General features: G+C 66.4%; 10 protein-coding genes. 8 read left to right on the top strand and 2 right to left on the bottom strand.

Annotated elements, in window-relative coordinates; genetic code table 11:
- The first annotated feature begins 298 nt into the window (after window positions 1-298).
- From ACQCSZ_RS22710 to ACQCSZ_RS22685, 6 genes are all read left to right on the top strand, one after another.
- Window positions 299-1,513, top strand: a complete 1,215-nt coding sequence (locus ACQCSZ_RS22710) for an acyl-CoA dehydrogenase family protein (RefSeq protein ID WP_427005851.1) — start codon at window positions 299-301, stop codon at window positions 1,511-1,513.
- A 126-nt stretch (window positions 1,514-1,639) separates the two neighbouring features.
- Window positions 1,640-1,816: a hypothetical protein gene (locus ACQCSZ_RS22705; RefSeq protein WP_427005850.1), complete on the top strand. Its 177-nt coding sequence runs from the start codon at window positions 1,640-1,642 to the stop codon at window positions 1,814-1,816.
- Between the two features lie 183 nt (window positions 1,817-1,999).
- Complete coding sequence (locus tag ACQCSZ_RS22700; protein ID WP_427005849.1) at window positions 2,000-2,887, top strand: AMP-binding enzyme; 888 nt, start codon at window positions 2,000-2,002, stop codon at window positions 2,885-2,887.
- Between the two features lie 35 nt (window positions 2,888-2,922).
- Window positions 2,923-3,408, top strand: coding sequence for a MarR family winged helix-turn-helix transcriptional regulator (locus tag ACQCSZ_RS22695; RefSeq protein ID WP_427005848.1), 486 nt, complete (start codon window positions 2,923-2,925; stop codon window positions 3,406-3,408).
- Window positions 3,409-3,479: 71 nt separating this feature from the next.
- Entirely contained in the window at window positions 3,480-4,322 is an 843-nt protein-coding gene (locus ACQCSZ_RS22690) for a prephenate dehydratase (RefSeq protein ID WP_427005847.1), read from the top strand.
- 61 nt (window positions 4,323-4,383) lie between these two features.
- Complete coding sequence (locus ACQCSZ_RS22685; protein WP_427005846.1) at window positions 4,384-6,501, top strand: chorismate-binding protein; 2,118 nt, start codon at window positions 4,384-4,386, stop codon at window positions 6,499-6,501.
- 18 nt (window positions 6,502-6,519) lie between these two features.
- Here ACQCSZ_RS22685 and cls read toward each other — a convergent pair whose 3' ends face one another.
- Window positions 6,520-7,995, bottom strand: coding sequence for a cardiolipin synthase (gene cls, locus ACQCSZ_RS22680; protein WP_427005845.1), 1,476 nt, complete (start codon window positions 7,993-7,995; stop codon window positions 6,520-6,522).
- A gap of 93 nt (window positions 7,996-8,088) precedes the next feature.
- Here cls and ACQCSZ_RS22675 point away from each other — a divergent pair, with 93 nt between their 5' ends.
- The gene (locus ACQCSZ_RS22675) at window positions 8,089-9,042 is read left to right on the top strand and encodes an aminodeoxychorismate lyase (RefSeq protein ID WP_427005844.1); all 954 of its coding nucleotides are present in this window, start codon (window positions 8,089-8,091) and stop codon (window positions 9,040-9,042) included.
- A 171-nt stretch (window positions 9,043-9,213) separates the two neighbouring features.
- Here the strand turns inward: ACQCSZ_RS22675 and ACQCSZ_RS22670 are convergent, their stop codons facing one another.
- A complete protein-coding gene (locus tag ACQCSZ_RS22670) occupies window positions 9,214-10,743 on the bottom strand; it encodes a purine-cytosine permease family protein (protein ID WP_427005843.1) in 1,530 nt (509 codons plus the stop codon).
- Between the two features lie 109 nt (window positions 10,744-10,852).
- Here ACQCSZ_RS22670 and ACQCSZ_RS22665 point away from each other — a divergent pair, with 109 nt between their 5' ends.
- The gene (locus ACQCSZ_RS22665) at window positions 10,853-12,397 is read left to right on the top strand and encodes a PucR family transcriptional regulator (protein WP_427005842.1); all 1,545 of its coding nucleotides are present in this window, start codon (window positions 10,853-10,855) and stop codon (window positions 12,395-12,397) included.
- Window positions 12,398-12,454 lie beyond the last annotated feature (57 nt).

Below are 12,454 nucleotides of genomic sequence, written 5' to 3'. Positions count from 1 at the left end.
CGTTCTATCGATACGGTCATCATTGACTCCTTGGTTGGCATGGTGGGGATACGGCAACACTGATGTCAGTGAACCAGACCATAGTGGGGCCTTCCATGGCTCCACCTCTAAGCCTGAGGTCCAAGTTTGTGCTGAGAGCCACATGTAGCCCTTGCCTGCGCCAACCGCCAAGCAGGGGGCCGTGATCTTGGTGGCCCAGCACAAGAATCGAAACAAGCTGAGGTCCAACATGGTGGAATGCAGCTTCTTGGGAGGCTCCTGAAACTAATCTCATCCGTGAGAACCCTCTGGAAGGACAATGATGACCATCATCACAGAGCAAACTGCCCCATCCACCGCTGATCTTGCCTTGGAGCTTCCCATCCGGGCAGCCCAACTCCTGGATCTGTTGCGAAAGAATGCCGGCCAAACGGAGACGGACCGCCGTGTCGTCGAGGAAAACATCTTGGCCCTGGAGGAGGCTGGTCTTTTCAAGATTGCTGTGCCCAAGCGGTTCGGTGGTCACGAAGCAAACATCTCCACGATCCTGAAGGTAACCTCGACCCTAGGTCAGGCCTGCGGGTCCACGGCCTGGGTATCGACTCTTACGAACGTCTGTTCCTGGCTGGTGGGTCTGTTTCCCGACCAAGCCCAGCGTGACGTTTTTGAAGGCGCCCCCAACGCCCGCGTCTGCGGTGTCCTTGCTCCGAGTTCCAGCAGCGTGGCCGTCGAAGGCGGGCTGAGAGTCACCGGGAAATGGGGCTTCGCTTCGGGGTCATCGCACGCCGGCTGGGCTGCTCTAGGCGTTCCCGTGGTCGATGGGACTGGTGCGCAGGTTGATCAGGGTGTCGCCTTGATCCCGATGACGGACCTGAGCATCGAGGACACGTGGTACGTTGCGGGCATGCGCGGGACCGGCAGTAACACTCTTGTCGCCGAAGACGTGTTCGTTCCCGCCCACCGGATTATTTCAGTGACCCAAGCAGTGGAGGGTCACACTGCCACCGAGCACAAGGACGAGACCTTGTACCGCTCGGCGTTTGTCCCAGTCTCGGCCATTGTCCTCGCTGCCCCCCTGCTGGGGCTGGTGAAGGGAGCACTTGATCATGTCATCAATTCCCTCGGCAAAGGTAAGGGCATCTCGTACACCTTCTACGACAGGGCCACCGATGCTGGATCCACCCAGATAAACGTCGCCCTGGCGGCTTCCCTGATTGACTCTGCTGAGCTGCATCTTTTCCGGGCAGCGGATGACATTGACAAGGCTGCTGCATCTGGCGAGTACATGGACTTCAATACCAGGGCGCGGGTTCGGATGGATGTTGGAGTGGTTGCCACTCGATGCCGTGAGGCCATGGACCTGCTGCTGAGCGTCCAGGGGGCCGGTTCCTTTGCCGAGGCCAACCCGCTTCAGCAGAAATGGCGGGACCTTGAAACAGGGTCCCGCCATGCAGTCATAAACCCCGCGATCTCCAGCGAAGCCTACGGACGGGCATTGCTCGGCGTAAAGGAACAGGTGACCCCGCTGATCTAGGCAGAAAGCTCAGGAAGAGGGCAGGCGCCGTTGGCTCCTGCCCTCTTCGGTAATTATCTGAGCTGCTTTTCCGCCAAGGCGTGTTCATAGCCTGCATAAACTTCGAAGGAGAAGCCTCCATGTCTGATGCGCGCAACCATCACCACCCACAACGGAAGCTTTGGAGGCTTCATGTTCGGAAAGTTCACCGCGCCCCGACTGGAACCGTGTGGACACGCCCAGAGGATCGCGTTCGAGCTGATGAAGGCCGTCCCCGACGGCCAGCCCGTACTAATGCTGACCCTGATGGGCTGGCTGGAATAGCTCAAAGGCCACGGCGGCCAAGCCGACCGGCACCTGAATCTCGCGACAGTGGACGTGCCTGCGTTCCGGGTCGCGGTCCTGCTGCGGGAACTGATCAACCGCGGAAACATCGCGGACGTCGCGGCGAACGCCGAAACCTCCTATGAACGCCCAATGATCTAACCCGCCGCGTATCTGTCCCTCGTGGAGAAGTCCGGACTGGAACCCGGGCGGGAATGGGACCTGGCGAAGCTGCGCTTCATCATGTCCACCGGTTCCCCGCTGCCGGACTCCACCTGGCGCTGGGTCCACGAACACGTCAAGACCGACGTCCACCTCGGCTCCGACTCCGGCGGCACCGACATCTGTTCCGGATTCATCGGCTCAAACCCGCTGGAGCCGGTCCGCCTGGGCGAACTCCAGGGACCCCTGCTGGGCGTCGCCGTCGAGTCCTGGTCCGACACCGGGCAGCGGGTGATCGGCGGCATCGGCGAAATGGTCATCGCACGGCCCATGCCGTCCATGCCCGTCTACTTCTGGGGAGACCCGGACGGATCCCGCTACTTCGATTCCTACTTCGCAAAATTCCCGGGAGTCTGGACCCACGGGGACTGGATCACCGAAACCCCACGGGGCTCGTTCATCGTCCATGGCCGGTCCGACGCCACCCTGAACCGCGGCGGCGTGCGGCTGGGCACCTCCGACATCTACGCGGCACTTGCCGGCATCCCGGAAATCACGGATTCCCTCGTCATCGGCGCCGAACAGCCCCACGGAGGCTACTACATGCCGCTCTTCGTAGTGCTCGCCCCCGGCGCAGCCCTGGACGACCCCCTGAGGGACCGCATTCGTTCGGCCATCCGAACCCGCTCCTCGGCACGCCACGTGCCGGACGAAATCATCCAGGCACCGGCAATTCCCGTAACCCACTCCATGAAACGGGTCGAGGTGCCCATCAAGAAGCTTTTCAGCGGACTGGCACCCCGGGATGCGGTCAGCGTCCAGGCCCTCGCCAATCCGGAGGTGATGGAATGGTTCATCACCCAGGCACGCAACTACCGGGAACACGGCAACAGTGGGATCATTGAATAATTCAACGAACTAGCCCGCCCTGCCCGAAAGGCATCATGACACTCCAGGCAACGGACGCCGTCGGAAACTCCAGCGAGCCGTCCTCGCGGCTGGCAGAATCAAGCATCAGCAACGACATGGGCTTCCTGCTGGCCAAGCTGCACGCGGCCGGGAGCGTGCTCAATAACGCAGCCCTGGCCGAGTTCGGGCTGAAGGAGCGGTCCTATTCAGTCCTGGCGCTGGCGTGCGGTGACCTCGGGCCCACACAGCGGGAACTGGCCGATTTCCTCAGCCTCGATCCCAGCCAGATTGTCGCCCTCATCGACGAACTGGAGCAGCGCGGCCTGGTGGAACGGAAACCGGGCGTCTCGGACCGGCGGCAGAAACTCGTGGCCGCCACCCCGGAGGGCCGGAAGGTCCATGCCGCGGCACAGCAGGCCACCAAGGCAGCAGAGGCCCGCCACCTGAGCATCCTCAGCGCCCACGAGGTCGCGTCGCTGCGGTCCATTCTGCGCAAGGCGGTCTGGGCGGGGACTCCCTAATCGAGCCTGAGTCGCCGGGAGCGCGGGTCCGCCGGCGTCCAGGGCTGGAAAACCGTGAAAGCATTTGCACCATGGCCAACAGGATTGCGTACCAGGGGGAACCCGGCGCCAACTCAAACATTGCATGCACGGACATGTTCCCGGACATGGACGCCGTGCCGTGCGCCAGCTTCGAGGACGTCTTCGAACTCGTGGCGGGCGGTACAGCGGACCTGGCGATGATTCCGATCGAAAACTCGATCGCCGGACGCGTAGCCGACATCCACACGCTCCTTCCAAATTCCCGCCTTCAAATCGTCGGAGAGTACTTTCTTCGCATCCGGTTCGACCTGCTCGGCATTCCAGGCAGCACCATCGAACAGGCAAAGGAGGTGCACAGCCACCTGCATGCATTGGGCCAGTGCCGCAAACTCATCCGGTCGTTGGGGTTAAGGCCCGTCATCGCAGGCGATACCGCCGGTTCTGCACGGGAAGTCCGCGATTGGAACGACCCTTCCAAAGTCTCACTGGCGCCACCGCTGGCCGCAGGCATGTACGGTCTCGACGTCCTGGCCTCCGGCGTCGAAGATGATCCGACCAACACCACCCGCTTCGTCGTCCTCGCACAAGAGCGTCCGACACCCGGCCGTGGCACCCTCCCCGGACCCGTGATCACGAGTTTCCTGTTTCGTGTCCGCAACGTCCCGTCCGCGCTGTACAAGGCGCTGGGCGGTTTCGCCACTAACGGCGTCAACATGACGCGGCTGGAAAGCTACATGGTCGGCAACGAATTCTCGGCGACCATGTTCATGGCCGACGTCGAAGGCCACCCGGATGAACCACCGCTGCGCAGGGCACTGGAAGAGCTGGAATTCTTTACCACTGAGGTGAGAATACTGGGCGTCTACGCCGCGGATGCCTACCGATCCGGATAACCCGCACGCACCGGACCGGCAACATCACCGCAACATCACGGCAGCGGGTACGCTCTATTTCATGAGCCAAGCACCCGTCATCATCGCCATCGACGGGCGGTCAGGCGCGGGAAAGACCACTCTGGCCATCGAACTCGCGGCGCGCCTCCGGGAGCACCACAAGGTCTCGCTCTTCCACCTCGAGGACATCTACCCCGGCTGGAACGGGCTCACCGCGGGGATCGAGCGCTACATCTCCACGGTCCTGGCCCCGCTGCGGCGCGGCGAGACGGCCGCCTGGGTCAGCTGGGACTGGGACAGGCATTACGACGGCGAAACCCGCACCACCCAGCCGGCCGAGATCGTGCTGGTGGAAGGCGTCGGGGCCGCCGCGGAAGCCGCCCGGCCCCTGCTGGACGCGGTCATCTGGGCGGACTCCCCGGAGCCGGACCGGCGCGCCCGCGCACTGGCCCGCGACGGCGATACCTACGCGCCCTTCTGGGAGCAGTGGGCGGCCCAGGAGCTGGAATGGCTCGCGGCGGATGACGTTCCGGCGCACGCCGACGTCCGGGTGCTCAACCTCGCGGACGGCTCCGCACCGGCCGATGTCCTGCAGTCCCTCCAGTACCTTCCCGCCCTCGCACCCGTGCTCCTGCCCGAGCTCGCGGCCCGCCGCGGGCTCCAGCTCCGGGCCGAACGGATCGCGGCGGCGCCGGATCCCGCCCGGCTGTTCGAGGCGCTGTTCGGCCACTCCTCCAACGCGGTGTGGCTGGACTCCTCGCTCGCGCCGGCGGGCCTGTCCCCGGCGGCCGCAGGACGCAGCCGGTTCAGCATCCTGGCGGACGACGGCGGCCGCTTCGGCCAGGCGGTCCGGCACAGCTCCGGGCTGACCCGGGTGAGCGCCGGCACCGCCACCGTGACCACGGACGGTCCGTTCTTCCGCTGGCTCGACGGCGTCTGGGGCGGCCGCGCCCTCCCCACCCCGGACGGCTACCCCTGCGAATTCACCCTGGGCTGGCTGGGCTACCTCGGCTACGAACTCAAACGCGAGACCGGCGGCAGCGACGTCACCGCGCAGACCCCCGACGCCTGCCTGATCTTCGCGGGCCGCGCCGTGGTCCTGGACCATCTGGAGGGCGCGGTGTGGCTGCTGGCCCTCGACACCCCCGACGCCGGGGACTGGCTCGGGGCGGCCCGCTCGGCGGTGACGGACGCGGCACGGGAGCCATCGGCGGGCGGCGCCGCCGCCGTCGTACATTCCGCCCCCGGCCCCACACCCCTGGACTTCCGCGCGCGGGACAGGGAGGCGGACTACAAGGCCAAGATCGCCGAGGCCCAGCGCGAGATTTTCGAGGGAAACACCTACGAGGTCTGCCTCACCACCACCCTGTCTGCCGCAATGCCGGCGCCCTCCCTGGCTCCGGCCGGGCCGGGAAAGCTGGACCCCTGGCAGGCCTACCTGGCGCTGCGGCGGAGGAACCCGGCGCCCTTCGCCAGCTATCTGCGCTTCGGGGACCTCGCCGTGGCCAGCACCTCGCCGGAGCGCTTCCTGAAGATCGCGGCCGACGGCGGGATGCGCGCCGAGCCGATCAAGGGCACCCGGCGCCGGGACGCGGATCCGGGCCGGGACGCGGCGTTGCGGCGGGACCTCGAATCCTCCCCCAAGGACCGGGCCGAGAACATCATGATCGTGGACCTGCTCCGCAACGACCTCAGCCACTTCGCCGTCCCTGGTTCGGTGACCGTCAGCCGGCTCTGTGCGGTCGAAAGCTACGCCACCGTGCACCAGCTGGTGAGCACCATCGACGCCCGGCTCAGGCCGGGCATGCCCCGGGCCGAGGCCGTGGCCGCGTGTTTCCCCGCCGGTTCCATGACCGGCGCGCCCAAGGTCAGCACCATGGCCATCCTGGACCGGCTCGAAGGCGGACCGCGCGGCGTGTACTCCGGCGCGATCGGCTACTTCTCGCTCAACGGCGCCACCGACCTCGCGGTGGCCATCCGCACCCTGGTGGTCAGCGCCGGCGCTGACCCGTACGGGGCAGACCCGGACGGCGCCCATGGCGGGGCCGGCACGGTGCTCAGCCTCGGCGTCGGCGGGGCGATCACGGCGGATTCCTCCGCGCAGGACGAGTACGACGAGATCCGGACCAAGGCGTTCGGCGTCCTCTCGGCGCTCGGCGCCGAATTCCCCGCCGGCTGACACCCGCAGGCTGAAACCCTACTGGAGGGTGGCCGTCAGCCTCGCGACATTGTCCACGTACTTCGCCGCCATCGGCCGCTTCATCCAGTCATCGAGGGTCAGTTCGTGCGAGATGTCGCGGTAGGTGTCCTCCACGGCCCGGATCCTCTTCACGATGTCCTCGCCCAGGAGCATCACCGAGACCTCGAGGTTCAGCGAGAAGGAGCGCATGTCCATGTTGCTCGAGCCCAGCACGGCGACCTCTCCGTCGATCGTGAAGTGCTTGGCGTGCAGCACGAACGGCGCCTTGTAGAGGTAGATCCGCACCCCGGCTTCGAGCAGCGCCTCATAGTAGGACTGCTGGGCGTGGTGGACCAGGAACTGGTCGCCCTTTTCCGAGACAAAGAGTTCGACGTCGACGCCCCGCTGGGCCGCCGTCGTCACCGCGTAGAGCAGCGAATCGTCCGGGACGAAGTAGGGGCTGCAGATCGATATCTTGTGCTGCGCCGAGTAGATGAGCGTGTTGAAGAGCCGCAGGTTGTTTTCGGTGATGAAGCCGGGGCCGCTGGGCACCACCTGGGCCGTGATGTGGCCGGGATGGGATTCGGGCCGGTGCTCCAGCTGGTCCTCGAGCGATTCGTCGGTCTCGCTGAGCCAGTCGGTGGCGAAGACGACGTTGAGCGTGGTGACGATCGGCCCGCGCAGGCAGGCCATGAGCTCCACCCATTCGCGGCCCACCTTGCGGTGCCGCGGGTTGTTGTAGGAGGGCTCGATCAGGTTCTGCGACCCGGTGAAGGCCACCTCGCCGTCGATCACCATGATCTTGCGGTGGTTGCGCAGGTCCGGCCGGCGCCACTGTCCGCGCACGGGACTCAGCGGCAGCATGGGCCGCCAGCTGATCTTGCTGGCCTTGAGCCGGGCGATCAGTTTGCGGTACCCCTTGATCCGCAGCGTGCCGAGGTGGTCGAACAGGATCCGGACCTCGACCCCGCGCCCGGCGGCGTCCTCCAGGGCGGTGAGCAGATCATCCGTGATGTGGTCCGTGCTCATGATGTAGAACTCGGCGTTGACGAAGGATTTTGCCCCGCGGACAGCCTCGGCCATCGCCTTGATCGAGTCCGGGTAGCCCGGCAGCAGCTCGACGCTGTTGCCGTCCACCATGGGCAGGGACCCCAGGGTCTGGTTCAGTTCCGCCGCGGAGGCCACCCATTCGGGGCCGTCATACTCGCTCTCGAGGGCAGCCAGCGCGGATATGCCGGCCCGGACGCGCGCGTTCACCTCCTCCTGCTGCTCCCGCCGGCGCCGGGACAGCCGGAAGTTGCCGAAGAGCAGGAACAGGATCAGGCCAAGGGCCGGGACGAAGAAGATGCCCAGCAGCCAGGCCATGGCCGTGGTCGGGCGGCGGTTGCCGGGGATGATCCCGAGGGCCAGCACCCGGATGACGAAGTCGGCGACGCTCAGGATCAGGATCACCCAGGACGGCAGTGTTCCCGCCAGCGGAAATGGCCACAGCACAGGCGAACCCCTCAAGCTCCAGACCCGCGGAACGGTTCCGGAACGGGCAATCCCCAAATCCTATCCCGGCGTGTCCGGCACTAAGCTGAAACCATGACCTCTCCTGCCTCTGTTCCCGCCCCTGCCCCGGTGCTGGTTTTCCTGGATCCCGCGTATGCGGACGGCCGCGTTGCCGACGCTTCCAAACCGCAGCTGATGGCCACGGACCAGGGCGCCACCCGGGGCGACGGCGTCTTCGAGTCGCTGCTCGCCGTGGGCGGGCAGCCCCGCAAGCTCCAGGCCCACCTGGACCGGCTGGCCGGATCCGCCCGCGTGATGGACCTGGTTATCCCGGCGGAGGATGCGTGGCGGCGCGCGATCGGGACGGCGATCGGCGAATACCGGAGCCAGCATGGTCCGGCCGGCGCCGGTGATGAGCTGGTGGTGAAGCTCCTTGCGACCCGCGGGGTCGAGGGTGCCTCCACCGCGACCTGCTGGGTACAGGCCTCCGAGCCGGGGCCCTCCGGCCGGCGCCAGCGCGAGACCGGGATCGACGTCATCCTCCTGGACCGCGGCTATGACAGTGACGTGGGAGAGCGCGCGCCCTGGCTGCTGCTGGGCGCCAAGACCCTCTCCTACGCGGTGAACATGGCCGCGCTGCGGTACGCCCGCAAGCATGGCGCCGATGACGTCATCTTCACCTCCGCGGACGGCATGGTCCTGGAGGGCCCGACGTCGACCGTGCTGCTGGCGCACCTGGAAACCTCCGACGACGGCGCCGGCGGCGTCCGCACGGTCCGCCGTCTCATCACGCCGCAGCAGGACAGCGGCATCCTGCCGGGGACCTCGCAGGGCGCCCTGTTCACCGCGGCCAAGGCGGCCGGCTGGGAGCTGGGCTACGGGCCGCTGGAGCCGAAGGACCTGCTGGACGCCGACGCCGTGTGGCTCATTTCCAGCATCCGGCTCCTGGCACCCGTCAACCACATCGACGGCCAGGAAATCGGCACCCCGGAACTGCGCCGGCAGCTCACGGCCGAGCTCAACGAGCTGTACGCCACCATCGGGTAGCCCCCTCGCACTGCTTATCCCCCGCCCCCTCCCCCATGCGCAGCAACGCGGGGTCACTTACGGCCCATTCCGTGGTCCCGGATGGGCGGTAAGTGACCCCGCATTGCTTGTCATGGCCTTCGGGCCACGTGATGGGGGTGTGCCGGAAAGTTCCTCCGATTGATCTCCTGGTCAGAGGCCGGAGGGAGTGGTGGATGCGGCCGGGATGCCGGACGCCAAGGGGACGGACGCCTCGGGGGCGGTTTCTGTGCCGCTGCTCAGGTGCAGGTAGCGGCGATGGAACCGCGGGCCCATGATGGCGTAGGATGCGGCTGCGGCCAGGCCGCCCGCGAGCCAGGACAGGTCCCAGCCGCCCAGGGCCACGGCGATCGGTCCCTGCATCGCCGGTACCAGCCCGTACATGAACAGCCAGGTGGCGAAGATGCCGATCAGCAGGGAGGCGATTCCCGCAGGGTTCACGCCCGGCAGGCGCTTGGTGCCGACCCCGTCGAAGAGCCTGGACGGGTCCCCGGGCCAGCGCTTCTCGATCCAGAAGTAGTGGACCAGCATGACTCCGCCCCAGGCGGCCACCCAGGCGACCAAGCCGATCAGCCAGGCATCAAGCACCGAGGCGAAATCCTCCTGGAAGATGAAGAAGACCACGGCGGCGAGGGAGAAGACGCCGACGAACAGGTTCAGCTTGCGCCTGCTGATGGAGATGTCCAGTGCCTGGGTGGCTACCGAGAAGGTGTAGATGTTCAGGATGTTGGTGGCGATCGGGCCGTGCAGCACCATCAGCAGCACGGGCAGGGCCAGGGCGCCGAAGTTCTGCACGATGAGTTTGCCGGGGTCGATCTCACCGGTGTTGGTGGCCAGGCTGGCCCCCAGGATGCCCAGCCAGACGACGGGGATGAACTGGCCCAGCACCGACGCGAGGTAGACCTTGCGCTTGGGCACTTCGGTGCTGACGAAGCGGGAGTAGTCGGCGGCGTAGGTGAACCAGGTGATGCCCCAGCCGATGCCGATGGCCGTCATGACCGCGCTCATAGCGGCGATGCGGTCCGAGCCTTCCAGGATGTGGCCGGCGGGGCCGGCGTAGGACCAGTTGATCTTCATGCCGAACCAGGCCACCGCCGACATCACGGCCAGGATGACGATGGTCGGCGGGACCGTCCACTTTTCGAACGCCGCGATTGCCTTGTAGCCGAACCAGGCAATCGCCACCTGCGCGGCCATGATGACGGTGGCGATGCCGACCTTCCACGCGTAGTTGTGGGCGAGCGGATCAACCCATCCAAGGGTGCCGAAAAGCGCCATGACCAGATCCAGGATGATCCAGGTGTTGACCGCGCACCAGCCGATCACCAGGAGGGCCTGGATGCCGGCGGGCAGGTAGTTCCCGCGCCGGCCGAATACGGCCCGGGCCAGGACCATGCCGGTCGCTCCCGTCTTTTGGCCAAGCAGCACGAAGAGCCCGAAGAGCAGCATGCCGATGAGGTTTCCCAGCACGAGCACGGTGACCGTGTCTGCAAATCCCAGGCCGAGCTGGATGCCAAGGGCACCGAGCACCCAGTTGATCGGGGCGAGGTTCGCGCCGGCCCAGATCCAGAACTGGCCGGAGACTTTCCGGGTCCGCTGTGATTCGGGAATGGGCTGGAGCCAGGCTTCGTGGTCTTCGCCGGCCACTGGGCCAGCCGGAACCGCTGGGGTTTGTTGACGCATTGGGGGGCCTCCGTGAGAGTTTTAGGGATGCCTTAAGGTTATGTGGCGTAGCCCACACCCCCTATATACAATGTGTCGAGACAATCGGGCTCGAATGCGACGGAGTGTAATGGCGATACGGCTTGCGGATGTTCTTACCCATCCGACCCTGGCGGCGGCGGACCCCGTGCTCCGGGCAGCAGCCGCCGCCGCAACCCGGACCCAGCTCCGGTGGATCCACTCTAGTGAAGTCCTGGACATCGCGCCGCTGCTTGGCGGCGGGGAGCTTCTGCTTACGGGCGGGGAAGCCCTGGCCCTCGCCTCCGAAGAGCGGCGGATCAACTACATCCGCGAACTGGCAGAGCGGGGAGTGGCCGCCCTGGCCATCGAAACCGGCCATGCTCTTCCGTCAATCCCCTCCTCGATGGTGGCGGCAGCCGAAGAAGCAGGCCTTCCGCTGATCGAGCTTCGCAAGGTGGTGCCGTTTGTCGGCGTCATGCAGGCCATCAATTCCATGCTGGTCAGTGAGTCGGTTTCCCAACTGCAGCGGGCCGATGAGGCCAGTCACGCAATGGCCGTTGAACTGGCGCACGGCGGCAGCCTGGATCGGATTCTGTCCGTGCTGGCCGGCATCACTCACGCCGAGGTGACCCTGACCTCAATGTCGGGTGCAACTCTGGCCAGTGCAACGTCCGGCCAGGCCGAGTCCGCCGACGGTGCCGTCTCCGGCGCTGCCGCCCAGGAACGCCTACGTCCGATTCACATCGACGTTCCCGTGCGCGGAATCCTTTCGGCGCGGCTGGCCCTCCAGATCCCGGCGGACGGGGACGCGAATCTTGCGCGTACGGCCGGAAACCGTTCGGTGGACATTCTGGCCCTGGCGTTGCTGCAGCGGATGTCCCCCGGCCTGAAGGAAGTTGCCGCGGCAGCTTTGCTGCGGGCGATTGATTCCGGCAGCCAGGCCTGGCGGCTGCAGCAGTTGGCTTCCACAGCCGGGATTCCTGCATCTGCCCCGCTCGTGGCAGTGGTGGTCCGGTCCGCCATATCGCAACAGGTGCGGGCCTCCGTGGAGCAGCTTCTGTCCCGAAGGGCGCAGCCCAGCGCCACGTATGTGGATAACGCCGAGCTTCTGGCAGTGACGGTCCTCCCGGATGATGCTCCCAAGGCAGGCCGGAACGAGCTCCTGGCCCGCCTGCGGGCGCTTCCGGCCCTGGCAGGGACGCTCACTGCCGTTGGTCCGCTGGCCGCCGGAATTTCGGAAGCCCCCTGGGCATTGGCCGAAGCGAAGCTGACTCTGGAATTGGCGGGCGGCCAGGGCCAATCCCCGGCGGGGGCTGGTGGCACGCACACTCCCGTGATCGATTCCGAGGCATTCGCCCTCGAACGTTTCGCTGTTCAATCCCTGGATACCGAGCAGAGACGGAACTTCGTGCGCCGGCAGCTGGGCGCGCTCCTGGACCATGATGCCCATCGCCATTCGCAGCTGCTGGGCACGCTGGCAACGTGGCTGGATTCCGGCTGCAACACCGCCCAGGCGGCCAGGGAGCTGCATGTGGAACGGCAGTCACTGCACCAGCGGCTGCAACGGATCTTCGAACTGTGCGGCGGTGACCCACGGGTCACGGGTCGGCTGGCGGCATTGCATCTGGCCACCCGGCTTGCGCGCCTCCCCTGAGTATCCGGGGCCGCGTCACCGGCACGTCCGGCCATGGATCACGAAGCGAAAGTTGCG

Origin of the sequence: Pseudarthrobacter sp. H2 (assembly GCF_050157045.1) — a bacterium.
Classification (GTDB): domain Bacteria; phylum Actinomycetota; class Actinomycetes; order Actinomycetales; family Micrococcaceae; genus Arthrobacter.
This window is presented reverse-complemented; position numbering and strand designations above follow the sequence as displayed.